We start from the raw sequence: 24407 nt of genomic DNA on the forward strand, positions 1-24407 counted from the left end.
TTGTTGACTATAGAGAGCGGCGTGCATATAATTATCTCTAAATCAATATTCTAAATTGTAAGACTCATCAGAAATCGGCTATGAAGAGGACGAAGTTATAAGGGCCCTTATGCTCAGAGAGCGATCGGAAACGCTGAAACCATCGCCATAATCCCTTTGTACGAGCTCACCTCGGAGCTGTTTTCCTGAAAAGCAAGCGGGCTGGTTAAGCCTTAACGCTTGGTGATTAGGGAGAATCGGATCGGCACACGTTACCGTGCCAAGTGTGCATTATGTCTGACATAATGTAACCTGTTAAGGTCCTGTGCCGCGAGGCGCACGACAAACTAGGGTGGTACCACGGAAGAATTCAAACCCCTTTCGTCCCGTATGACGCCGGATTTCCGGCGCCGGGAGGATTGGGGTTTTTTGCATGCTGCCATGCATTGAATAACTAAAAAATGGAAACGAAACGAGAGGAGGATTCTCATGAATGTGGGGACAGCCAAAAGGTCTAAAGAGGAATTGATGGAAGCGATGCGCAAGCCGGAACTGATTAACGGTTCGGAAATCTTGCTGCGGAGCCTGGTGCTCGAAGGTGTGGAATGCGTCTTCGGTTATCCCGGAGGCTCGGTACTTTATATTTACGACGCTATGCATGGATTCTCCGATTTTAACCACCTGCTGACGCGGCACGAGCAAGGCGCGATTCACGCGGCGGACGGTTATGCGAGATCGACTGGCAACGTGGGGGTTTGCATCGCGACGTCGGGCCCGGGGGCGACCAACCTGGTAACCGGAATCGCTACGGCGTTCATGGACTCCGTACCGCTGGTCGTGATCACAGGCAACGTAGCGACGACGGCAATTGGTACGGATGCTTTCCAGGAAGCGGATATCACGGGAATCACGATGCCGATTACGAAGCACAGCTACCTAGTACGCGATGTGAACGACCTGCCGCGGATCATTCACGAGGCCTTCTTCATTGCAAATACGGGACGCAAAGGCCCGGTACTGATCGATATTCCGAAGGACGTATCGGCACAGACGGCCATGTTCCACCCGGTTAGCGAAGTTAACATCCGCGGGTATAACCCGACGGTTCATCCGAACAAGCTGCAGGTAGAGAAGCTGATCAAGGCGATCGAAGAAGCGGAGCAGCCGCTTATCATCGCCGGCGGCGGAGTCGTTTACTCCAACGCTTCCAACGAACTGCTGGAGTTTATCAACAAGACGCGGATTCCGGTCACGACGACGCTTCTCGGCCTTGGCGGATTCCCGAGCGCTCACGAACTGTGGGTGGGGATGCCGGGCATGCACGGCACGTACACGGCGAACCAGGCGATCCAGAATGCGGATCTGCTGATCTCGATCGGCTCCCGTTTCGACGACCGGGTGACGATGAAGCTGGACGGCTTCGCGCCGAAAGCGAAAAAAATCGCCCACATCGACATCGATCCCGCCGAGATAGGCAAGAACGTGAAGACGGACATTCCGGTTGTCGGCGATATCCGCTCCGTACTGGAGTACGCCAACACGAAAGCGAAGCCGGCCAAATCGGAAAACTGGATCGCACGGCTTCAGGAGAACAAGCGGAACTTCCCGCTGAAGTATAAAGACTCCGACACGGTGTTGAAGCCGCAGTACGTGATCGAGATGATCAACGAAACGACCAAAGGCGAAGCGATCGTGACGACGGATGTGGGCCAGCACCAAATGTGGGTAGCCCAGTATTATAAATTCCAGCATCCGCGCTCCTGGATTTCCTCGGGCGGCCTGGGCACGATGGGCTTCGGTTTCCCTTCCGCCATCGGGGCGCAGATGGGCAACCCGGATAAGCTGGTCGTTTCGATCAACGGGGACGGCGGCATGCAGATGTGTTCCCAGGAACTTGCCATCTGCGCCATCAACAACATTCCGGTCAAAATCGTTGTCATCAACAACCAGGTGCTCGGGATGGTCCGGCAGTGGCAGGAGATTATTTACGACAACCGTTACAGTCACATCGACCTGGCGGGAAGCCCGGACTTTGTCAAGCTGGCGGAAGCTTACGGCGTTAAGGGTCTGCGGGCCACGAACAAAGAGGAAGCTCAGCGGGCCTGGCAGGAAGCTTTGGATACGCCGGGACCGGTACTAATCGATTTCGTGGTTGCCAAGCACGAGAATGTGTTCCCGATGGTAACGCAAGGCAGCACGATCAGCGAGATGTTGATGGGGGAGGACGACTAATATGATCACGAAGCATACCATTTCCATTCTGGTTAACAATCAGCCCGGCGTCCTCCAGCGGGTATCCGGCTTGTTCGGCCGCAGAGGATACAACATCGAAAGCATCACCGTGGGAGAGTCCGAAGAAGCCGGACTCTCCCGGATGGTGATCGTCACCGAAGGCGACGACAACACGCTGGAGCAGATTTCGAAGCAGCTGTACAAATTGATCGATGTGATCAAAGTGATCGATCTCAGTAAAAATCCGATGGTCGCCCGGGAGCTAGCATTGATCAAGGTCAATTCGGAGCCCGCCCAGCGCCCTGAGATTCTCGGCATCGTAGACACGTTCCGGGCCGCTGTAGTCGATATCGGTCCAAGCTCCCTGATCGTCCAGACAATCGGTGATTCCGAGAAAATCGACGCGATGATTGAACTGCTCCGTCCTTACGGAATCCGCGAGCTTTCCAGAACAGGCGTTACGGCGATGATCCGCGGCGCTATCAAGTAGAGCGGCCGCATACCGCCGGACTTTTTAACCTTATCCCTTCATTCTTCGTTCTTTACGGAAATCAGAAAGGCCGATTCGTTCGGCTAAGTCCCCTTGAATGGGACTTTCAGCCCTTAACTCTTTGCTGCTGCAAACCAGTAATTCATTGACGGTTGAAAGCTGAAAGGCCCATTCAATGGGGAAATCATACACGGTTATTCATTTTAAGGAGGATATTATCCAATGGCAGCTACTATGTACTATGAAAAAGACGCAGACTTCGCATCCCTTCAAGGTAAAACAATCGCAATCGTAGGTTACGGTTCCCAAGGTCACGCTCAAGCGCAAAACCTTCGCGACAGCGGACTGAATGTAATCATCGGTCTTCGTCCGGGTAAATCCTGGAACACCGCACAAAACGACGGATTTGAAGTGTTCACGGTTGAAGAAGCTGCGGCACGCGCGGACGTGATCCAAATCCTTATGCCGGACGAAACGCAAGCACGCGTTTACAAAGAAGCGATCGAGCCGAACATGAAAAAAGGCGTAGCGCTCATGTTCTCCCACGGCTTCAACATTCACTTCGGACAAATTAAAGCGCCTGCCGACGCAGACGTATTCCTCGTAGCGCCAAAATCCCCGGGCCACATGGTCCGCCGTACGTATGTGGAAGGTTTCGGCGTTCCCGGCCTGATCGCGATCGAGCAGGATGCAACCGGCAACGCTAAGCAAATCGGTCTCGCTTATGCGAAAGGGATCGGCTGTACGCGCGCGGGAGTTATCGAAACAACTTTTAAAGAAGAAACCGAAACGGATCTGTTCGGTGAGCAAGCCGTTCTTTGCGGCGGTGCAAGCGAGCTCGTTAAAGCCGGTTTTGAAACATTGGTAGAAGCAGGCTATGCGCCTGAAATGGCTTACTTCGAGTGTCTGCACGAACTGAAGCTGATCGTTGACATGATGTACGAAGGCGGTCTGAGTTCCATGCGCAGCTCCATCTCCAACACGGCGGAGTACGGCGACTATGTAACGGGCCCTCGCATCATCACGGCTGAAACGAAAAAAGCGATGAAAGACGTGCTGACGGATATCCAACAAGGTAAATTCGCACGCGACTTCATCCTGGAGAACCAATCCAACAACGCGTTCATGAACGCGACACGCAGAAACGAAGCCGAGCACCCGCTGGAGCAAGTCGGTTCCCAACTGCGTGAACTGATGCACTGGATTAAGAAGTAAGCAAATCCGAATAAACAATCCAAACTCAAGCTTCAGGAGGTGAACGCAAGTGAGAAAAATCTATGTGTTTGATACGACGCTCCGTGACGGAGAACAGTCACCGGGGGTCAATCTCAACATGCAGGAGAAGGTCGAAATTGCGCTTCAGCTTGAGAAGCTGGGCGTTGACCGGATTGAGGCCGGGTTTCCGGCCGCTTCTCCGGGGGATCTGGAAGGCGTCGCTTCCGTAGCCCGTGCGGTGAGAAACGCGACGATTATCGGACTTTCCCGCTCGCGGGAACAGGATATCGATGCGGCGCGGGAAGCGCTGAGGCATGCTCAGGATCCTTGCCTGCATCTGTTCCTGGCCACTTCGCCGATTCACCGCAAGCATAAACTGCGGATGGAGAAGCAGCAAGTGCTGGAGACGGCCGAAGCCGCTATCCGTTATGCGAAGAAATATTTCGACAAAATCGAATTTTCGCCGGAAGATGCCGGACGGACCGAACTCGACTTCCTCTGCGAAGTAACCGAGATGGCGATCCGCGCAGGCGCTACCGTGGTGAATATTCCGGATACGGTCGGATTCTTGAATCCGAGCGAGTTCGGGAACATTTTCAAAACGCTGAAAGAAAACGTGCCGGGCATCGAGAAAATCCAGCTCAGCGCCCACTGCCACGATGACCTCGGCATGGCCACGGCCAATGCGCTGGCTGCGATTCTGAACGGTGCCGATCAAATCGAAGGCACCATCAACGGAATCGGCGAGCGTGCCGGCAATACGTCGATCGAGGAAGTCGCCATGGCGCTGGAAACCCGCCAGGAGTTTTTCCAGGCGAAGACATCCCTCGTGCTTTCCGAAATTTACCGCACAAGCCGCCTGGTCAGCAAGCTGACGGGAATGGATGTGCCGGGCAACAAAGCGATCGTCGGCGCCAATGCCTTCGCACATGAATCGGGTATCCACCAGGACGGTATGCTGAAGGAGAAGACGACGTACGAGATCATGTCTCCGGAGACGATCGGTCTCAAAGAGAGCAAGCTCGTACTCGGCAAGCATTCCGGCCGCCACGCGTTCCGCGAGAAGCTTGTGGACATGGGGTACGATCTCAATGACGAACAAGTAAATGCGGCGTTCGCTAAATTCAAGGATCTGGCCGACAAGAAGAAGAACGTGCTGGATGACGACATCCGTGCGCTTCTTGAAGAGAAGCTTGTCAGCACGCCGGAAGTTTATGTGCTGGATGCCCTGCAGGTTTCCTACAGCAACCAGGCTGTTCCGAACGCTACGGTGCGTATCCATGCCGAAGACGGCCAAGTGCTGGAAGAATCGGCGGACGGCAACGGTTCCGTAGATGCCATCTACAACGCAATCGATAAAACGACCGGTGAGGAAGTGGAGCTGGAGGATTACACGATCAAATCGGTTTCCTACGGTAAAGACGCTCTCGGTGAAGTTCATGTCATTATGGGTCAAAAAGGCGTCTCCGTACAGGGCCGCGGAATTTCCACGGATATTCTGGAGGCAAGTGCCAAAGCCTATATCGATGCCTTGAACCGTTTGATCGAAAAGCGCAAAACACCGACTGCCAAGCGCAGCAATGTCACGTTGATTTAATACGCAGCACCTCACTCCCGCCAGGCGCGGAAGTGAGGTGTTTTGTTAACACGAAAGGGGCGGCACCATGAACTATCGGTTCTCAAAAACTTTGGAGGCCTTTTCCTCCTCCGCTGTACGCGAAATTCTCAAGCTTACGCAGGGCAAATCCATCATTTCTTTTGCAGGGGGCCTTCCGGCTGAGGAATTTTTTCCGGTAGAAGCCGTCAAAGAAGCGATCGGAAGAGTCATGGAGGGCGGCAAGTCAGCCTTGCAGTACGGACTGACGGAAGGCTACACTCCGCTGCGTCAGAGCATCTGCAACCGCATGGCAACGAAGGGCATGAAGGTTACGCCGGACGACATGCTGCTGACGACAGGCTCCCAGCAGTCGATTGATCTGCTTACCCGCGTCTACATTGACGAGGGCGACGTTATTCTCGTGGAGCGGCCGACTTATCTCGCGGCCATTCAAGTATTTCAGGCCCGCGGCGCCAAAATCGTGTCGGTTCGGAGCGACCGTCACGGAATGGATCTGGAGGACCTTCAGCTCCAAATCAAGCAGCACCGCCCGAAAATGGTGTATGTGAATCCGAGCTTCTCCAACCCGGCGGGCCGCGTGTGGAGTCTGGAGCGCCGCAAGGGCCTTCTGGCGGCCTGCCGACAGAACGATGTGCTCATCCTTGAAGATGATCCTTACGGCGAGCTGAAATTCGGCACGACCGAAATCATGCCGTCCATTTTCTCGCTCGATGAGCATCCCGAAGGAAGCTGTGTCGTGTACACGAGCACGTTCTCCAAAATCGTGGCACCCGCACTTCGCACCGGCTGGGTCATGGGCGACCGTTCCGTTATCCGCAACATGGCCCAGGCCAAGCAGGCGGCGGATCTGCACTCCAGTACTCTCGACCAGATGACGCTGTACCAGCTTATGGAGCAGTTCGACATGGATGCCCATATCAAGCTGATCTCCGTCGAATACGAAAAGCGGATGCGCACCATGGTTCAGGTGCTTCAGGAGAAGAACTGGCCGGGCGTTCACTGGAACGATCCGCAGGGCGGCATGTTCCTGTGGCTGGAGTTTCCGGCGCACATCGACACGGAGGCGCTGCTGGCCGCGGCCGTCCTGCAGGGAGTCGCGTTTGTGCCCGGCGTTTCGTTCTTCGCGGGCGAGCCGCAGCGCAACACGATGCGCCTGAATTACACGCACGCGGGTGAAGCGGAAATCAGGCTGGGCCTGGAGCGCCTCGACGCCGTTCTGCAGCCTTTGCTGGCGGCGGCTCCGAAAGCATAATTTTTTGAAGAGTTATAAAAGATCCTGCCGGGTTATGTCTGAATGTGAGAATCAGATATGCCCGGTGCGGGGTCTTTTTTTCGTTAAGGTTAAAGCCGGCCGGTAGGTAAGGTGAAAGAGACGTAGGCATTTCGAGTCAGGTAAGGGAGAAAGGCATGCTCTGATTTCGTTTATAGGTTTTTCCTATGAAACTGATAGCTTTTATATCTTAGTCATCCGTTACCAAATGTGTTAAAACTGAAAGTAGAGATGCAGTAGGGATCGGATTAGCACGGCCCTGTCAGCTACGGACAATCCAAAGGAGTGAACGAACATGTCAGACGTGAAAAAAATCGCCGTCATCGCGGGGGATGGAATCGGCCCGGAAGTCGTTGCGGAAGCGGAGAAAGTTCTCAAGAAAACGGAGGAGCTTTTCGGTCACCGTTTTGAAACGGAGCACGGCTTGTTCGGCGGAATCGCCATCGACGAGAAAGGCACGCCGCTGCCGCAGGAAACGCTGGAACTGTGTCAGCGCGCCGACGCGGTACTGCTCGGAGCCGTAGGCGGTCCGAAGTGGGACAACAATCCGAAGGAGCTTCGTCCGGAAACAGGGCTCCTCGGTATCCGCAAAGCGCTCGGCTTGTTCTCGAACATCCGCCCGGCTGTCGTGTTCGACTGCCTGAAAGACGCGTCCACGCTCAAGCCGGAAGTGCTTGACGGTACGGATCTGATCGTGGTCCGCGAGCTGACGGGAGGCATTTACTTCGGCGAGAAATTCCGCCGCGAGACAGAGAACGGACAAGAAGCGGTAGACACCTGTGCTTACAACGTAAGCGAAGTGGAACGCATCGCCCGCCAGGCGTTCGAAATCGCCCGCACGCGCAGCAAGAAGCTGGCTTCGGTCGACAAGGCGAATGTGCTGGAGACTTCCCGCTTGTGGAGAGAGACGGTAATCCGCATTTCCGCGGATTACCCGGATGTCGAGCTTGAGCACGTGCTCGTCGACAACTGCGCGATGCAGCTTCTGCGCCGTCCTTCCAGCTTCGACGTCATCGTCACCGAGAACATGTTCGGAGACATTCTGAGCGACGAAGCGGCGATGCTGACCGGATCGATCGGCATGCTGTCGTCCGCTTCGCTGGGCGAAGGCAGCTTCGGCCTGTACGAGCCGGTACACGGCTCCGCACCGGACATCGCCGGTCAAGGGATCTCCAACCCGATCGCGACGATCCTTTCGGTGGCGCTGATGTTCCGCCTGACGTTTAATTACCATGAAGCGGCGGATGCGATCGAGCGCGCCGTGAAAGAAGTGCTTGATGCGGGCCACCGCACGGGCGATATCGCAGTCGATAAGTCGAAAGCGATCGGCACCAAAGAAATGGGCGACCTGATCGTCGCGGCCATCCGTAAATAATGAATGCCTCACACCGACACGCAGAAGAGCAATACATTCTGCGTGTTTTCTTTTGTAAGAAAAAATGAGGTCCGAAGCAATCAAAATGCACACTATTATAATAGGTAGAGATTCGTTCCAAAAGTATGGAATGAGCGGATGAGGATGCAAAAAAAGAAGACTGGAACGGAAGCGAATGTTCGCACTTTGGTCATAGATTTATAATAATTATTATTTAATAGAGTCTATAATCTTGACTTTCTTTTGGGCGGATGATACCATTTTATTATTCGATAAGGAATAGATTAAAGGAGGAATTTTTGACATGGCAGAACGTTTGGTAGGAAGACCGGCTCCTGATTTCACGATGGAAACCGCACTTGGAGACGGCACTGATTTCGGTACGGCTTCTCTTTCCGATTACAAAGGCAAATGGTTGGTACTTTTCTTCTATCCTCTGGATTTCACTTTCGTATGCCCGACTGAAATTACGGCACTTAGTGAAGTTGCTTCCACTTTCAAGGATCTGAAAACCGAAATCCTCGGTGTTTCCGTGGACAGCAAGCACTCTCACCGTGCATGGATCAATACCGCTCGTGAGGACAACGGCCTGGGCAAGTTGAACTTCCCGCTGGCAGCTGACCTGACGAAATCCGTAGCTCGCGACTACGGCGTCCTGATCGAAGAAGAAGGCGTAGCTCTGCGCGGCCTGTTCATCATCGATCCGGAAGGCGAACTGAAATACCAAGTCGTTAACCACAACGACGTAGGTCGCAGCGTAGAAGAAACTCTTCGCGTCCTGCAAGCTCTTCAGTCCGGCGGCCTGTGCCCGATGAACTGGAAGCCTGGCGACAAAAACCTGTCCGTAAAATAAGTTAACGGACGGATTATAGAAGCTCCCCACTTTCCGCTTAACGGCGGCAGGCGGGGAGCTTTTGTTACATAGAAGAACTTTGGAAGAGCGGCGGATGCAGCAGGTGAACGGAGGAAGCCTCCAGGAAGTTCGTTTTTCAGACAGGGGGAAAAGCAGGGGAGGCCGTACGACTGACGTGAAGCAGTACGATTCCCGCGCGGATTGGTGTATGCTAGTGAGAAAGTCTTGAACTTTCGGGCAAGAAAGGAGGAGCTGGATGGATATTCCGCAGGAATTGCTGTATACCCCCAATCACGAGTGGGTCCGGATAGACGGAAGCCGGGCTACGATCGGAATGACGGATTACGTTCAAATGGAAATGGGACTGGTCGTGTTTGCAGAGCTTCCGGAAGAAGGGGACGAGCTGCAGGCCGGCGATCTGCTCGGTACGATGGAGTCCGTTACGGCGGAGACGGATGTATTTATGCCGTTGTCCGGGACTGTTGTGTCCATTAACCGGGTGCTCGGTAAAAATCCCCACTATATTAACCGTTTTCCCTACGGTTCGGGCTGGCTCATTCAGATTGAGATGAACAAGCCGGAAGAACTGGAGGCGCTGTGGAGCGCGGAGAAATATGCCGATGTGTTTGAAGAGCGGCTGTAGCCTCAGAAGACGGAAAAAACCGCAGGCCGGTCAATTACGACGGCTTGCGGTTTTTTTATGAGGAGCAAGCGGGGCTATTTTCCCGCAAGCTGCTCGTATTTGCTCAAATATTTGACGATGGCGAGAACGAAGGTGGCGTGCGACCAAGTGAGGGGAGCCACGGATACCGGGTCGCCGTTATACGGATCGAGCTGTTCGGGAAGTATTCCGCTCTCCATCTGATGGTTCACGACCCATTCCAGCGTCTGCCGCGGTGTTTCCAGGTCCGCAAGCGTCTTGGCGCATTCGATTTCCCATTCGGCGATCCACAGCGTGCATATGATCCAGGGATTGCCCGGCACCTGATTCACATCCTGCGATCGCTGGAAATAATAATCGTGATGATAGCGGGCTACGCCGCCGACAGGGGTCTTGATGGACAGGCCGTTTTTGTTGGCCTGCATCGTGCGTACCACGCGGTCGTCATCCGCCGGCAGAACGCCGAACTCGAATATACCGTACACCGAGCTTTCCAGTGTCATATCACGGACCCAGGTTCCGTCCTTCTGATGCAAGCCCCGGGCGAAACGGCCTTCTTTCTCGTCCCAGAGATGAGTGAGAATGCCGTTTTTGATTTTCTCGGCCGTATGGCGGTAGCGGCTGCTGCGTTCCTCATCCCCGAACAGGTTGCAGAAATTGGCCGCGGCGATCAGTCCCCCGTATACCGCGGAAGCGGTGAACGTGTAGATGCCGTACCGTTCCTCCCACAGATCGTAGCTCGGCTTCGGCAGGCTCAGCTCCTGGTCGATGTAGGTAGACATGAAACGTGCGGCTTTACGGATGAGATCGCGGTAGAGGGACTGTACCAGCTCCAGATTGCCGTGTTTCTTATAGTCTTGCCAGAGAGCGAACAGCACGAGCGCCGTCTCGTCTTCCTGGATCGGCAGTTGCTCGCCGCCGTTATGCACATACGGGTGCCAGCTCGATCCGACGGTTCCGTCCGGGTTGTATTTGTGATGCAAATACCCTTCGGGAGAAATGACGTTGGCGCAGAAACGGTAGAACGGCTCCATCATCGCCTGATGGCCTGCCATGGACATGGAGTAAGCAACCAGAGCCCCGTCACGCGGCCACATGTAGCTGTAATGGTCGCGGTTGCTCTGCATGATGTCCGAATCGTTGGCGGCGATAATCGCGCCGTTTACGTCGGTCTGGGTGCGTACGATGAGCAGGCTTTGCTTGAACAGGGAGATCACTTCGCCGTTCAGATCACCGAATGACCGCTCTGTCTTGTTGACCCAGCGCTGCCAGTAAATTTGGACGCGGTCAAGAAGTTTGCCGGGATGGCTTTCCTTGACATACTTGTCGAGCTTTTTCACGTCTTCAAGCGTATGGCCCGCGCTCAGCCAGTAGTACAGGGTATGATCGCCAGAAGGCGGCACATACATCCGGAACGAAATGGTGCTGTCGACCGAGCCCTGCGAGATAGGATTGCCCATCAGGTGGCCGTCCTCGGCGTCGCGCCATGTCCCTTCGGCATTGTAAAAGCGCTTGACTCCTGTCGTATACTGAAAAATGCCGTCCGTTCCCGTGCTTCCGTTGAACATGAAGTACTTGTCTTTTTTATAGTGGAAAACGGTGTGATTGGCCGGGTAGTAGGCGGCTGTGTCGCCGACTTCCGTCTCGTTGATAACGAGATCCTGGTTGAAAAATACCCGAACTTCCTTCACCGCCGAGTGATGGTTGGTGATTTGAATCCGCTTCAGAAAAATATCCTCCCGCTGATGCACGCCGTCTTGAATGCGAAGCGAAATCCCGAGGCCGGGATGCGTCGCGTTCACGTCGGTCACTAAGGAGTCTTCCACATAAGCACGCTGAAACTGCCATTCAGGCGCGTCCAACCACGAAAAAGCACCGTCCACCCAAATTCCGACACGACAATGATACCCGCCGATATGATTCAGCTGCCCTACATAAGGATAATACAAATCCCGCATGTAAGAGTGTTCATCCAGATTGATGAGAAACTTCCCGTTACCGACAACGAAATGTCTGGGCAAAAAATCACTTCCTTACTGGTTACTGGTAAAGCCAGGTTATTCGCCATAAGGTTACCGTTTTCAGAAGAAGAGGTCAACAAGTTTTTGTCGATCTTTGGCAATTTATGGCGCTTTGGTAAACGTTCGTTGTGGCGGCTCCGATTTCCTTCATATTAAAACATGTGCGTAATTTAGCAGAGGCGCGTTTTGTAAAAAGAGCCGCAAGCTCCGGATCGTCCAGCAGAAGGCAAATCTTCCGGGCCCAGGCCCGGGGATCCGCCGGAGGAAGACGGAAGCCGTCAATGCCGTCTTCGACAAGTCCGGCGAGCCCGCCAGTATCCGCGACGACGAGAGGGACGCCCGCTCGCATCGCTTCAAGTGCCACGATCCCGAAGGGCTCGTATAGGCTTGGAACGGCGCAGACGTCGGCTTCCGCTAAAAGCGGGGCTTTGGCGGCTTCGTCGGCGTAGCCGGTAAACCGTACGCGGTCCCCGAAGGGAGAGGCCAGCCTGCTGAGGGGAGCCGCCTCGGGTCCCGTTCCGGCGATAACCAGCTCCGTCCCGGGGAACCGATGCAGGATATAAGGGAGCGCTGCCAGAAGCAGCGGAACGTTCTTCTCGGGCACGAGGCGCCCGAGGTATAAAATCCGGCGTTTTGCATACGGCGATCCTTGCGAATCTCCGGAATTAGCGGCAAACGCGGGAATCCCAAGCGGCTTCCGGCTGGTATCCGCCCCGGGTGGAATAGGAAGTCCGTTCGGAATGACCGTCAGGCCGTTTTTTGTGCGATTGAAAAGCGACGTCACTTCCTCCGCCATGGAATCGCTGCATACGATCAGTTTATCCGCGAGCTCCACGAGACTGGTTTCCACAGCGTGAATATTACGGGAGACGGGATCGTCCAGGCGGCCCAGCTTGCGGCCGTATTCGGTTGCGTGCAGGGTAGCGACAAGCGGCAGGCCGAGAGTCTGTTTGCAGTCGCGGGCGGCGTAATAAACCAGCCAGTCGTGCGCGTGAAGGATATCAAACCGAAGCTCCCGGTGTTCCTCCATCAGACGTTCCACCCGCAAAATCATAGCGATATTTAGCCCGAACACCCAGTCGAGAAACGCCGGGGATTGGGAGCTTGGCGGCACTTCCACGCGATGAACGTGCACGCCGTTCCAAAGACTGTCCGGGGCTTCATTATTTCGTCGGCATGTGATCACATGCACTTTATGCCCGTCACGGGTTAATTGTGCCGTCAGGTCTCCCACGGAACGCCCAAGTCCTCCAATAAGATGCGGCGGAAATTCCCAGGCCAGCACGAGAACGTGAAGGGCGGGTTTTATTTCGTTGTCCGAATTGACGGCAGAACTGTTCATGGCAGGCGGCTTCGTCTGCGGATTTCCGGTGCGCGGCTTCTCGCTTACAGCTTTAGAGGAGGCCGCCGGGCCTTCAGCCGTTGGAACGGAGAGGACTGGAGACGAAACTTCGTCAGGCGACGTGCCCGGCGGAGCTTCGGCAATCTGCCCGGGAAGGTAGGCTCTCCAATCCGCACCGGGAAAGAGCGGAGCATATTTTTCCATTCTATGAAGCAATTCTAGCTCTCCGGTTGTAAAAGCCGGGGGCTGTCTCGCATCTATATCATCCATTATCGGTATTAATTGATAGAAGTTATTCAGATGTTCCCGAAATCTTCCGGCGGCAAAGTCCGCCATTTCTCCCGATTCGATCATAAACGCCCAATCGCTGCTTTGTGCGAGCATAAGCTCCCGCGCGGCCTGGCGTAATATCCTGTCGATGAGAGCAGGGAGTGAAGGATTTTCGTTTTCTTGCGGGCCCGGACCGGGAGCGGGGATTTCGCGGGAATAAGGCTTCCGAGCCGTATCGGGGATCCGGGCAGCTCTTGCGGCGGCCAGTGTCATGGCTTCTTCCGCGTCATGCAGAAGCGGATACATCCAGTCAGTAGCCGGGTTCAGCCAGACCCTGGCGTCGCTTCCCCGCCCCCAACTGGTTAGAACGGGGGCCGTGCCGCTTTCGAAAGCGTAACGCTCCTTATATAGTGAGGGCGTAAGAAAAACAGGCTGCCGCTCCGAATGGCGGAGTAAAGAGCCGCTGCGCGAACCATGGGCGGAATTCCGCTGCCGCTGCTCACGGTCACCTTCCCGCAGCAGGGTTTCCAGCCAGAGAGGGCCTTCGTGCCACCAGTGTCCGAACAGCTCCAGGTCGAAGGCGCAGACGGAAAACGGCCGGGGCGGCAGCAGGCGCGCCTCCGAAGCGGGAACGCCTTGCGGGCGGGACCCGCTCTCTTCAGCATAGCTGCCGGAGAAGCGGAGAGGCTCGGCTTCCGGTGCTGCGTGCGTTTGCCGTGCTGCGTCCGCCGCAGTGTCCGCAGCCGTGAGAGCCTCCACAGGCTGACGATCGGCGGCAGCGGCGGAGGAGCAGGCCCCGGCAGCCGCCGGAGCGGTCGTCGCTGCAGCGTCCGGATCGGCTGCGGAGTCAGCGGCCGCAAGGGCCGCTCCGCCCGCTGCCGCTTCGCTGTCCGGATGCGCCGCTGCGCCGAGTGATGCGAGAAAATGCCTCGCATGCACGGCGGCCAGCTCCGACGCGCGGTCGGCGTCGTAACGGGCTTTGCCTCCGGCTCCGATTTCGCCACCGGCAAAGCCCGTTACGCGACAGTACTTGTAGCCTGTCGCGGCGGGAGTACCGTCCGGCAGCACGTACGGCCGGATGTAAGCCTGCTCGGCCGGAGTGCCCCGGCCGAGCTCGTACCCGATATCGCGGTAATATTCGCGATAATCGGGATGGCCGGGATAACCGCTTTCCCGGCTCCACACAAGAGCCGAGGCTGCGGCATCCCGGGTGAAAACATGCAGGCCGCCCGGTGTGACGTATGGAGCGGCAGGCCCGCGTACCGTGCCTGCCGCATTGTCGTCCGGGGAGGCCTCCAGGATCGTAAAGCGCAGCCCCAGCTTTCCCAAAATAGGCTCCAGCCAGGACGCATAGCCGCATTCGGGCAGCCAGATCCCGGACGGGGCGAAGCCGAAATGCCGCCGGAACTCTGTCACGGCGGTATAAAGCTGCGCGTACGCGGCTTCCTCCGTTTTGAACAAAGGGAGGAAAGGGTGAGCGGCGGCGGAGGGAATAAGCTGGATCAGGCTCCGCTCGGCGTAAAGACGCAACCGGGGGATCATTTGGCCGTCCATCTCGTCGAATAGAGCAAGCATATCCGCATACCTTCCGGCATAACGGGAAGCAAGGGAGGCCGGTCCGGGCTTGTCTGCAAGCCGTTCTGTTTCTTTGGATCCCAGCTCGACGCGCCGTTTCAATATTTCCCGTGTACGTTCCAACAGATCGGGATTCTCCCACATAGACAGAAGCACGGGGCTTACGGACAAGGTCACGGGGGACTGAATGTTATCGGTCAGCAGACGGTCCATGCATTCCACGAAAGGAAGATAGACGTCGCACATCGCTTCATGGAACCAATATTCTTCCAGAGTGAGGCCGCCGTCGGGCTGGTACACGTAAGGCAGATGCGCGTGAAGAACGAGCAGAGCGGAAACGGGCTGGGACATGCTCACGGCTTTTCTCCTTCCTGTTTGGGCGGCGGATAGATCGTGTAAGTAGAATAGAGGCCGTAATCAAGCGGCAGAAGAGGAAACGGGCCCTGTTTATGCCCCGCTTGTCGTCTTTCCACGTCCGGAAACGGATTTTCGGCGGGACCGCCGCCCGTACATACGGGAACGGACCTCACGAAAGGGAGAAAGCCGCGGTTCGCATTCAGCATGCCCAGCTCTGCCTGCCAAAAGCCCTTCCGGCTCTCTGTGCGGATATAGGCGGAACCGGTATTTTCCGCCGGCGGAAAGGTCCGGACCTCATAAACGACTGCCTCGCCGGAGCCTTCGCAATATCCGCTTAAGCGGACGCTTATCAGACATTCACCGGCTCCCGTTCCGTACTCGGCGATTATGGAAGCCAGCCGGGGTGAAGCCGACCAGTAAATAAACAAAACCGTCTGCTGCTGAATCATAAGATGCACACTGCCGAGTTTGGGCCGCAGCAGCGGGGATTGGAATGGACGGGGACCGTGCAGAGTAAATACCTCTCTTCCTTGCCGGACATAGGCCGTGTCGTTTGGATTGGTTCTATTGTAGCACAGCGGAAGGAAGCCCCCAATCTTTGAGGGGAGGCAGCCGGAGAATACAGGCGGCGCATGAGGCCCCGTGCTTCCCGATGTCGGGTCACTGCCGGTTATTTCACCTCCGGTCTGTCTTTTTCAGTTAGGGGTGGTCTGGGGAAGCCGGCGCGATTCCGTCAGGCGCATCAGTGTATCGTAACGGTTTGCGGATTCCCACAGGGCTTGAATGTCTTCCAGGTCGAAACCCGTATAGTTCTCCACCTTTCCCGTGTGGTAATAGACCGAGAAATCACCGGTCCGGCTCTCGAATTTCGCAAAAGCGATCTGCCGAGAAATGATGGGAATAATCGTCATTGCACAGTCCCTCCGATCTGGTTGTAAAAGGGACTCCGGTTTGCTTAAAAGCAGTTCCGGGAAGTCCTGTTCCTCTGATTTTATGCGGGCTTTGTTAGTGTTAGAAGCACGGCCGGGCTTGGTCTTCGAGAGAGGAAAGCTCTCGGTTTCGCCTGTAATAACGGAATGGTGCGAGGCCTAATTTACTAGAAAAAGAGGAATTTTCCTTTGTGCCGGTGAATAGGAATGTTGTAAAATAAAGCATCACATGCAAACGACATGCGTAAATTCACTTCCGCAGGCCGGGAAGGTCTGCAGGACGATCCTTGGGAGGGAAGTATTATGAGTTTTTGCTGCGGTGCAAGTATGATCGGGTCGAAAGGGACCCTTAAACATATACGAACAAGCATTCACAATGTCCCGATTCTTTTCTGTCCGGTCTGCCACCGGATTGAGGTTCATCATTTGATAGAAAACGAGTATGAGCTGCTGGCCGAATACGCGCACGGAGACGGTGCCGCCGAGGTTGATTTCATCGATTATGTGGAAGGCAAGCAGGGTCCGGCTATTTATGAGAACTGCGTGAACCACGAAGATGAGGAACCGATGGAAATTGTTCAGAATCAGATCGATATGGGACTGGATTTGCTTTCGGTCGCCAAGTCTCTGGGAGACGGCGCATGGGAGGAACAGCTCAAAAAACGCCTTCAGGTGCTCAGCCGCCGCCGGAGCAAACTTGTGAAAGGCCGTACGCCTCAAAGCCCGTAAGCCGTGAAGTAAGTAAATGCACTTATATAGATGATAGTCTTATATGAAAAAAGCCGGTCAGAGAAGGGCTCTGACCGGCTTTTTTGTTTTGTGCAAAAGCTTTGGAAGAACGGGGTGCAAACAAGTTATACAGTTCCCCGAAACAAGCAGACTCACGGCAGCGGCGGAAACGAGCCCTTTTTTGTGAAACATTTGCTTCACTCCTTTCTGCCTGATACTACCATTAGTTGCCTTATGCTGGGATATAATTATGCATTTTCGGCTTTTTTTGAGAAGATGAGGGGTATTCGGCTCTGTTTTCTGAGAAACTCCTGTGAAATTACTTAACTTTTTCGCCGATATTAAAGCTTGTGCTATAATAGCAAAGATTGACCCCCCGAAGAAATTGCTGGAAATCGAATTGTATAAGTGAGGTGGAACAGTGATTCTGGTACTGTTTAAGAAGTTATTCGGCAGCAAACGTCAGTCCAGCCACCACCAAAAAAACGCACCGCAGCCTGAAGAGGTTGTGAAGAAAATACAGCAGGGAGACCTGCGTCTGCGCAATCAGTTTATCTCGGATTACCAGCCGTTTGTCATCAAGGTGGCAAGCCGCTTTTGCAAAAGATATATTGATCCTGCCAGAGACGATGAATTTAGTATTGCTTTAGCCGCGTTTAACGAAGCCATTAATCAGTTCTCCCATGACATGGGGCGTTCGTTTCTCGGTTTTGCCGAGACGGTGATGCGCCGCAGACTGATCGATTATTTGAGGAAGGAGCAGCGGTTTAAGGGACAGATTCCGTACAGTGCGTTTGACCAGGAGGACGAAGAAGATCATTACGTAAATCCCATTGAGATTCATCAAGCGCTGGAACAGTATGAGAAACAGAAGGGCATAGAAGAACGCCGCGGAGAAATTATGGAATTTAACCGCAATCTTGCCGTTTTCTCCATTCAATTTACCGATTTGGTCGATGCCTCTCCCAAGCACGAAGACTCTCGTATCATGCTATTCGGGATCGGTAAGCTCCTCTCCGAAGACCCTGAACTGATGCGTCTTCTGCTTAGCAAAAAGCAGCTTCCTATCAAGGAACTTCTGGGTAAGGTTAGCGTCTCCCGCAAAACGCTGGAACGTAACCGAAAGTATTTGATTGCCATAGCGCTCATACACACCGGCTCCTATCCATATCTCAAAGAATATCTGCAACTTAAAGAGCAATCAAAGCAAACTTTCCAGGAAAGAAGAGAGGCATATGAGTAAAGGCATCGTCATGGAGCTGAAGGGAAACAGCATCATTGTCATGACGGAGGAGGGGCGTTTCGAGCGCATTTCCAAGAAAGGGCGCAACTGCCAAGTCGGACAAGAAATCCGTTACAAATCGGCAGGGGGATTCGGACGTTCTCAGATCCTGGTTCTGACATCCGGGCTTGCGGCTGCCGCGATTATTTGTTTTGTCTTCATCGGCGGCTTATTAAACATGGGCACCCAGGTAAAAGTGGCGGCTTACGTGACGATGGACGTCAACCCGAGCGTAGAGCTTGCGCTCGACGATGCGGAAATCGTACGCGAAGTCAGAGGGCTCAATCAGGACGGCGCCCAGATGGCTAAGGCGCTTCACGTGGAGGGCAAGCCTCTTACCCAGGCGGCATCCGTCATACTGGATTGGCTCGATCAGGGCCCGCTCGCTAAAGGCGAAGGGGATATTATCATATCGAGTACGGTTGTAGGCAACGAACGCAAGGTGAGCGACGTTCTGCTGGCCGACAAAATGGAGAAACAGGTAACGGACCACCTGGTCGCCAAACATGCCGATATGAGCAAATATGCGGTAGCGGCTTTCGCCGCGCCTCCGGAACTGCGCAAGGAAGCGAGCACGCATCAGCTGTCCACGGGCAAGTACGCCATTTATTTGAACGCCAAAAGTATGGGAACCGAGATCAGCCTGGATCAGCTGCGCGAAATGTCCATTTACACCCTGGCGAAGCAGATGGGCGGAATGGGTAAGCTGTACAACCGCACCCAGCCTATTAATAAAGATAACCTTACAAATTGGCTGGCCATGGAAAAGGAAGGCTCCTGGAACAAGGATAACGTGGCTCTTCCCGGCGAAGAAGAGAAGAATCAGCCGGTTCCTTCCGACACACCGGTTCCTACGCCGACACCCACGCCTCCGAACAATTCTGCAGGAAACACGGCGAATACGGGCGGCAAATCCCCCGGAACCCAGAAGACGCCCGTACCTACTCCGACCCCGAAGAAGGAGAATACCTATACGGGCAGCGGCAATGCGGATAACGCGCGGGAAGAATGGCTTCGTCAAAAGGTGGAACGGGAATATAAGCGGGCTCAGGAAGAGATGAAGAGGAAACAGGCGGAACAGAAGGAAAAGGAAGAAAAAGAAAGAAAAGCGCGGGAGAAAGAACGCGAGAAGCAGAAAGAAAGAGAAAAGAAAGAGAAGGATCACGAGAAAGACGACGACAGGGATGACCGCGATTCCTGGAAGAACGGACACTCTTTCCGGATTCCGTTCAAAGACGGGCAGGCTTATTATAAAATCGGCTGAGCGCATGTCCGTTTTTCATTGCCTGAACGAACAACACACAGGCGGACTGAAATAGGCCCGATAGGAAAAGATAACCCCGCTGCCCGCGGGGTTATTTGGCTCTTGCATCCGGACAGGCAGCAAAAAACGGCCGACGGCGGACGCTGCCGTGTTTAAGGCGGGATCTTACATTTTCCTCTCTTTACGCTCCAAATCGTATCGTAATTTTAAACTTCCTATGTTACAATGAGTGAGATTCCGATAATTAACAAAATCGCGAGGAAATGTAAGATAATGACGAAAAAACCTTGATTTTTGACGAAAAGTGTCGTCGTGCCGGGTACACAACCCCACGCATAATCTAGGAGGAGTCACATGCCGGATATCCGAACGATGTATCTGCAAGTTTTGCAAGTATTGATGCAAAGCGGACCGGAGGAAGCCCGCTCTTATTCCAGCACCCTCAAGCCGTTTATCTCCACTATGCTGCCGGAAGAGGTAACTCTTCTGCATGATAGATGCATGCGGGAGTTAATCCTCCCTGCCGGACCTGAAGATGCTGTGCTGTATTATCAGCAATCGTTCCAAATTCTTAGTGAAGTGATCTCCTTTTGTACGCCGCAGCACGGGCAGGCCGTTAAAGATTCGTCAAGAGGCTTTACCGGCAAATTGATGCAGGACTCTTCGTTCCAGTCGGCCAACAGCAAGTATGAGAACGTGCTCCAGCATATGGACAGCGGAATAGCGTTGTTCGATCAGGAGGGCTTTCTTTCGTTTGCCAACGTAAAGCTGGGCCAGTTTCTGGGTCTGCCCCGCAAAAGCATGATCGGACGGACGTTCTACGAGCTGGTCCGCCTGCGGAAGCTGTCGAGAGGGATGCGTAAGCTTCTGATCAAGCTTCACCGGGAGATGTTCGTGTACAGGCTGCCCTTTCAGGAAGTGATTGACGAGAAGGGCCAGCATTTTCTGGTGACGGCCAAGTATGATGAAGAGCTGGACGGGGACATTCTCATTTCCGTCAAGGACGTGACCGACTTCAAGCGGATCGAGCAATCCGTCTATTATAACGACAAGCTGGCTATGCTGGGCAAAATCGCGGCTTCCATCGCTCACGAAATCCGCAATCCGCTTACTTCAATCCGCGGGTTTATTCAGCTTTTGCAGCCGGAGCTGCTCCGCTTGGGCAAACAGGATTACGCGGATATTATTTTAAGTGAAATCGACCGGGCCAACGATATCATTTTTGAATTTTTAAATTCGTCCAAGCCGACGGCTCCGGTGAAGCAGAAGATTCAGATCGCTTCGCTTATCAAGGAAGTCGTGCTGCTGTTCGAGAGCGAGGCTCTGTTAAAAGGCTGCGATATCCAGTTGAGCGAATCGGACCCGAATTTGTACGTATGGGTAGATGTGAAGCAGATCAAGCAGGTACTGCTCAACATTGTTAAAAATGCCATAGAAGTGATGTCCGACGGACAGAAAGAGCATGGGCTTATTCGCATCCGGACCATCAAAGTGGATCATCAGGTATGGATTTACATAGAGGACAACGGAAGAGGAATGGATCAGAAAACGCTTTCAAAGTTATTCGATCCCTTCTTCACGACAAAGGAAGACGGAACCGGCCTCGGCCTCTCCGTCTGCTACCGTATCATCAAAAACCACGGCGGCGTCATTCATGTGGAAAGCGAGGTGGGAGAGGGGACTAGCTTCCGGATCCAGCTCCCTTTAAACTGATGCCCCCGTGTATTACAATAGAAAAGAATAACCCTATGCTCCCCGCTGACGATGTGCAGGTAAACCCGCCGGCCTGAGGGAGTTTTGCCTATTTAGAACGGGAATACTGCAAACGCGGCCCGATGGGAAACAATTGCCTCGGGAGGCATGAGAGGAGCTGAATTTTTGATGAGAGCGGACTATACGACAACTACGAAAATTACGATCGCGGAAAACGGCGGATGGGCCTCGGCGGATGCGGATGCCCTGCTGTTTTTCACGACTGAGGGAGAAACGGGGAGCCTGCCGGACTTGCCGCAGGAGCTCCTGGCCGAGCTTGAACGGCTGAAGCGGGCCGGACGCTTCCAAGGAAGCGCCGGGGAAGTCACCGTGCTTCCGGCCTACGGCCGCCTGGCTGCGCCGTATGTGATCGCAGCCGGTCTCGGTGCGGCGCCGGCGGGACGCGACACGCTGCGGCTGGCCGCCGTACAAGCGGCCCGGGAGGCGCAGCGGCTCGGGTTGGGCCGCCTGGCCGTGCTGCTGCCGGAGGGGGCCTTCCCGGCCGAGCCTCCGCGCGGCGGGACGTATGCCGCTCCGCTTGCGGCTCAGGCGGAAGGCGGCGCCGGCGCTGCGGCGGTGAAGGCCGCTAGCGTTGACGGCGTCCACGCGGAGCAGCAGAGCACGAGCGGAGCGGATGCGCGGACGGCGGCAGGCCGCGAGCCAGCACCGCGGGGCAACGGCGCGGCGTCTTCCGCCTCGGCGGTGTTCACCGTCGCGGAAGGGCTGCTGCTCGGCGCGTACCGCATCGCGACGTACGCGCGGGAGGCGAAGCCGCGGCAGGAACTGGCCGCGGCGCAATTGTTCGTTCAGCGGGACATGCTGAACGCGGAAGAGCTGCAGGCGGCGGTCGGCGCCGCCGAAGCGTATGCTGTCGCGACGAACTATGCGCGCGACCTGACGAACCTGCCCGGCAATTTGCTGCTTCCTTCCGACCTTGCGGAGGAAGCGGAGAAGCTGGCCGGGCAGTTCGGAATCGCCTGCGAGGTGCTGGATGAGCAGGCGATTGTGGAGCGCGGCATGGGAGCGCTCGCGGCCGTGGGCCTCGGCAGCGCGAATCCGCCGCGCATGATCACGCTGAGCTATGACGGTGATCCGTCGTCGGACGAGGTGCTGGGTCTTGTCGGCAAAGGCGTCACCTTTGACACCGGCGGTATTTCCATCAAGCCTGCGGGCGGCATGGAAGAGATGATCAGCGACATGGGCGGAGCCGCGGTGCTGCTCGGGCTGCTGATTGTGGTGGGCCGTCTTAAACCGCGAATCAATCTGCGAATTGTCATACCGGCCGCCGAGAATATGCCTTCCGGAACGGCGATGCGTCCGGGCGATGTTATTACGACGTTAAGCGGCCGGACAGTCGAAGTGCTGAACACGGACGCGGAGGGGCGTCTTATCCTTGCGGACGGTGTCACGTACGCCATTGAGAAAGGGGCGACCCGTCTGATCGACATCGCTACGCTGACGGGCGCGGTTCTCGTCTCGTTCGCCGATGTCGCTACCGGTGCCCAGACGAACGACGACGCCTTCCTCGCTTCCGTTCTTCAAGCTTCCATACAAGCGGGTGAAAAGGTGTGGCAGCTGCCGAACTTCCCCGAATACCGGGAAATGCTGCGCAGCTCGGTCGCCGATATTAAAAACGCCGCCGCCCATAAATGGGCGGGAGCGATCATGGGCGGCTCGTTTATCGAGGCGTTCACCGAAAACAAGCCGTGGATCCATTTGGATACGGGCGGTACGGCATGGCTTTGGGGGGAGCGCGGAGTCGATCCGAAGGGCGGCACAGGAGCTATGGTGCGTACGCTGGCCGAATACATATGCCGGGGCCTTTGAAGAGCTGATTCAAGGATAGGACGGACAAGTATGAGCGGTCTACCCGGGCTAATCCTTTAAAATAAAAGACCCGATCCTAAGAAGGATCGGGTCTTTGCATTTATTTTATAAAGGAAGGTGCAGTTATCCGGCATCCCGTTCTTACAGACGGCGGGAACGGTCGATATCGTCAGCCGTCCCGTTGTAAGGCAGGCCGGAATTGACGTCATACGCCGGAGTATCCGTATCGCGGAATACTTGATCGTCGTAAGAGGACGCGTTCAGGGAACGGTTCGTGCGGAACGTATCGTAAACATGAGCGTCGCGTTCTGCATCGGAATCGACGAGGACGAGGATTTTGCCGTCGTTGACATAGTTGTCATACTGCTGGGCTTCATCCTCGGGGATGCCCATGCCTACCAGGCCGCCCACAAGACCGCCCGCGCCCGCTCCGACAGCGGCGCCCGTCAATGTAGCGGCAATCGGTCCCGCCGCGATGAAGGGGCCGACGCCAGGAATGGCGAGTGCGCCGATACCGGCTAGCAGGCCGGTCACACCGCCGAGCACGCCTCCCGTAGCTGCGCCCGTTGCGACGCCTTCCGGCGCTTTCGTGCCGGTTTCATTTAAAATATCGGCTGAATCTTGTTTATCTTTGGCAATTACGGAGATGTCATCGGCATGGAAACCTTGCTGTTTAAGACCATCGATCGCTTGAATAGCTTCTCTTTCTGTATCGAAAACACCAACAATTTTCTTATCCATTTTGAACTACCTCCTCAGGTTTAGTGCCTGTTTCTTCATTTCGCTTAAGCTTTGTTCCGGTTACAGCATATCCTTACCCCGCAGATGCCGTCCGTAAACGGGTTGAGGATAACTTACGGACGTTTCCATATATTAACGCTTCAATTTTGGATAGCGGAGGAGGCAGTGCACGCGGCGTTTTCTGTTACGGAAGCATATGTTGAAATGTAAAAAAGATTTGACATTACGGCCCCTTCTTTTATAATGATAGATGTAAAAAGTATTTGACATTTTAAAGGTAAGATTAGGGGAGATCGGCAGCCATGCATGCACTGGGAGGAGAAGATTATGAAATTTAAAATGCGCAAAGCGGATGAAATGGAACGCTACCAGACGGACAAGTCGGCGAAGATTGCCTTTGTATTTTATACGGCGGCTCTGCTTGCCTGGGGGCTCTATAATTTTATCAGCACGGGGAAGACAGGCTGGGAGTTTACGATTCTGCTTATAGGCAATGCGGTGTTTTTATGGTCCCGTGTGGTGTACGGGCGGAAGATGCGGTAAGGATTGAAAGGGGTGGCCGTAATCCTTCGGGGGAAACCGGAAGAGAGGACGAACCCACTCGGGTCCGAAAGTTTCTTTTTTG

19 protein-coding genes are annotated in these 24407 nt (G+C 54.9%); 14 read left to right on the forward strand and 5 right to left on the reverse strand.

Translation table 11 applies throughout. From position 1 onward, the window contains the following. Positions 1 to 468 precede the first annotated feature (468 nt). From ilvB to gcvH, 8 genes are all read left to right on the forward strand, one after another. Positions 469 to 2211, forward strand: coding sequence for a biosynthetic-type acetolactate synthase large subunit (ilvB, locus tag ABC395_RS03450; protein ID WP_413000717.1), 1743 nt, complete (start codon positions 469 to 471; stop codon positions 2209 to 2211). 1 nt (position 2212) lies between these two features. Further along, complete coding sequence (gene ilvN / locus ABC395_RS03455; protein WP_009672217.1) at positions 2213 to 2701, forward strand: acetolactate synthase small subunit; 489 nt, start codon at positions 2213 to 2215, stop codon at positions 2699 to 2701. Between the two features lie 222 nt (positions 2702 to 2923). Next, on the forward strand, positions 2924 to 3916 hold the full coding sequence (ilvC, locus tag ABC395_RS03460) for a ketol-acid reductoisomerase (protein ID WP_413000720.1): 993 nt from the start codon (positions 2924 to 2926) through the stop codon (positions 3914 to 3916). Between the two features lie 49 nt (positions 3917 to 3965). Then, positions 3966 to 5513, forward strand: coding sequence for a 2-isopropylmalate synthase (locus ABC395_RS03465; protein WP_413000722.1), 1548 nt, complete (start codon positions 3966 to 3968; stop codon positions 5511 to 5513). 67 nt (positions 5514 to 5580) lie between these two features. Further along, positions 5581 to 6786 (forward strand): aminotransferase-like domain-containing protein, encoded by a 1206-nt coding sequence (locus ABC395_RS03470; protein ID WP_413000724.1) that lies wholly within the window; start codon positions 5581 to 5583, stop codon positions 6784 to 6786. Positions 6787 to 7099: 313 nt separating this feature from the next. Next, on the forward strand, positions 7100 to 8179 hold the full coding sequence (gene leuB, locus ABC395_RS03475; RefSeq protein WP_413000726.1) for a 3-isopropylmalate dehydrogenase: 1080 nt from the start codon (positions 7100 to 7102) through the stop codon (positions 8177 to 8179). Between the two features lie 304 nt (positions 8180 to 8483). Then, a complete protein-coding gene (locus ABC395_RS03480; protein ID WP_413000728.1) occupies positions 8484 to 9032 on the forward strand; it encodes a peroxiredoxin in 549 nt (182 codons plus the stop codon). A gap of 256 nt (positions 9033 to 9288) precedes the next feature. Beyond that, entirely contained in the window at positions 9289 to 9675 is a 387-nt protein-coding gene (gene gcvH / locus ABC395_RS03485) for a glycine cleavage system protein GcvH (protein ID WP_413000730.1), read from the forward strand. Positions 9676 to 9749: 74 nt separating this feature from the next. On the opposite strand, the gene ABC395_RS03490 is transcribed toward gcvH, so the two are convergent. From ABC395_RS03490 to ABC395_RS03505, 4 genes are all read right to left on the reverse strand, one after another. Then, positions 9750 to 11714, reverse strand: coding sequence for a glycoside hydrolase family 15 protein (locus ABC395_RS03490; RefSeq protein WP_413000732.1), 1965 nt, complete (start codon positions 11712 to 11714; stop codon positions 9750 to 9752). Positions 11715 to 11787: 73 nt separating this feature from the next. Beyond that, positions 11788 to 15252 (reverse strand): 1,4-alpha-glucan branching protein domain-containing protein, encoded by a 3465-nt coding sequence (locus tag ABC395_RS03495; protein ID WP_413006678.1) that lies wholly within the window; start codon positions 15250 to 15252, stop codon positions 11788 to 11790. A gap of 2 nt (positions 15253 to 15254) precedes the next feature. Next, the gene (locus ABC395_RS03500) at positions 15255 to 15707 is read right to left on the reverse strand and encodes a DUF4912 domain-containing protein (protein WP_413000733.1); all 453 of its coding nucleotides are present in this window, start codon (positions 15705 to 15707) and stop codon (positions 15255 to 15257) included. Between the two features lie 246 nt (positions 15708 to 15953). Then, on the reverse strand, positions 15954 to 16169 hold the full coding sequence (locus ABC395_RS03505) for a hypothetical protein (protein ID WP_413000735.1): 216 nt from the start codon (positions 16167 to 16169) through the stop codon (positions 15954 to 15956). A gap of 321 nt (positions 16170 to 16490) precedes the next feature. Here ABC395_RS03505 and ABC395_RS03510 point away from each other — a divergent pair, with 321 nt between their 5' ends. From ABC395_RS03510 to ABC395_RS03530, 5 genes are all read left to right on the forward strand, one after another. Further along, positions 16491 to 16916 carry a hypothetical protein gene (locus ABC395_RS03510; protein ID WP_413000737.1) on the forward strand — a complete coding sequence of 142 codons (426 nt, stop codon included), beginning with the start codon at positions 16491 to 16493 and terminating at the stop codon, positions 16914 to 16916. A gap of 421 nt (positions 16917 to 17337) precedes the next feature. Then, positions 17338 to 18159, forward strand: a complete 822-nt coding sequence (gene sigI / locus ABC395_RS03515) for an RNA polymerase sigma factor SigI (RefSeq protein ID WP_413000739.1) — start codon at positions 17338 to 17340, stop codon at positions 18157 to 18159. Continuing rightward, entirely contained in the window at positions 18152 to 19462 is a 1311-nt protein-coding gene (locus tag ABC395_RS03520; RefSeq protein WP_413000741.1) for an anti-sigma factor domain-containing protein, read from the forward strand. The genes sigI and ABC395_RS03520 overlap by 8 nt, the downstream gene beginning before the upstream one ends. Before the next feature lie 354 nt (positions 19463 to 19816). Further along, a complete protein-coding gene (locus ABC395_RS03525; protein ID WP_413000743.1) occupies positions 19817 to 21175 on the forward strand; it encodes an ATP-binding protein in 1359 nt (452 codons plus the stop codon). Between the two features lie 168 nt (positions 21176 to 21343). Continuing rightward, complete coding sequence (locus ABC395_RS03530; RefSeq protein WP_413000745.1) at positions 21344 to 23041, forward strand: leucyl aminopeptidase; 1698 nt, start codon at positions 21344 to 21346, stop codon at positions 23039 to 23041. A gap of 141 nt (positions 23042 to 23182) precedes the next feature. Here ABC395_RS03530 and ABC395_RS03535 read toward each other — a convergent pair whose 3' ends face one another. Then, positions 23183 to 23782, reverse strand: a complete 600-nt coding sequence (locus ABC395_RS03535) for a general stress protein (RefSeq protein ID WP_413000747.1) — start codon at positions 23780 to 23782, stop codon at positions 23183 to 23185. 327 nt (positions 23783 to 24109) lie between these two features. Between ABC395_RS03535 and ABC395_RS03540 the strand changes: the two genes are divergently transcribed. Continuing rightward, a complete protein-coding gene (locus tag ABC395_RS03540; RefSeq protein WP_413000749.1) occupies positions 24110 to 24325 on the forward strand; it encodes a hypothetical protein in 216 nt (71 codons plus the stop codon). Positions 24326 to 24407 lie beyond the last annotated feature (82 nt).

The organism is Paenibacillus canaveralius, assembly GCF_047238265.1.
GTDB lineage: Bacteria > Bacillota > Bacilli > Paenibacillales > NBRC-103111 > Paenibacillus_F.

Coding starts and splice junctions, on each gene's coding strand:
- ABC395_RS03500 (WP_413000733.1), bottom strand. CDS start 15,707: ATGATTCAGCAGCAGACGGTTTTGTTTATTTACTGGTCGGCTTCACCC.
- ABC395_RS03535 (WP_413000747.1), bottom strand. CDS start 23,782: ATGGATAAGAAAATTGTTGGTGTTTTCGATACAGAAAGAGAAGCTATT.
- ilvN (WP_009672217.1), top strand. CDS start 2,213: ATGATCACGAAGCATACCATTTCCATTCTGGTTAACAATCAGCCCGGC.
- ABC395_RS03470 (WP_413000724.1), top strand. CDS start 5,581: ATGAACTATCGGTTCTCAAAAACTTTGGAGGCCTTTTCCTCCTCCGCT.
- ABC395_RS03525 (WP_413000743.1), top strand. CDS start 19,817: ATGCCGGATATCCGAACGATGTATCTGCAAGTTTTGCAAGTATTGATG.
- ABC395_RS03520 (WP_413000741.1), top strand. CDS start 18,152: ATGAGTAAAGGCATCGTCATGGAGCTGAAGGGAAACAGCATCATTGTC.
- ABC395_RS03530 (WP_413000745.1), top strand. CDS start 21,344: ATGAGAGCGGACTATACGACAACTACGAAAATTACGATCGCGGAAAAC.
- ABC395_RS03480 (WP_413000728.1), top strand. CDS start 8,484: ATGGCAGAACGTTTGGTAGGAAGACCGGCTCCTGATTTCACGATGGAA.
- ilvB (WP_413000717.1), top strand. CDS start 469: ATGAATGTGGGGACAGCCAAAAGGTCTAAAGAGGAATTGATGGAAGCG.
- leuB (WP_413000726.1), top strand. CDS start 7,100: ATGTCAGACGTGAAAAAAATCGCCGTCATCGCGGGGGATGGAATCGGC.
- ABC395_RS03505 (WP_413000735.1), bottom strand. CDS start 16,169: ATGACGATTATTCCCATCATTTCTCGGCAGATCGCTTTTGCGAAATTC.
- ilvC (WP_413000720.1), top strand. CDS start 2,924: ATGGCAGCTACTATGTACTATGAAAAAGACGCAGACTTCGCATCCCTT.
- gcvH (WP_413000730.1), top strand. CDS start 9,289: ATGGATATTCCGCAGGAATTGCTGTATACCCCCAATCACGAGTGGGTC.
- ABC395_RS03495 (WP_413006678.1), bottom strand. CDS start 15,252: ATGTCCCAGCCCGTTTCCGCTCTGCTCGTTCTTCACGCGCATCTGCCT.
- ABC395_RS03510 (WP_413000737.1), top strand. CDS start 16,491: ATGAGTTTTTGCTGCGGTGCAAGTATGATCGGGTCGAAAGGGACCCTT.
- ABC395_RS03540 (WP_413000749.1), top strand. CDS start 24,110: ATGAAATTTAAAATGCGCAAAGCGGATGAAATGGAACGCTACCAGACG.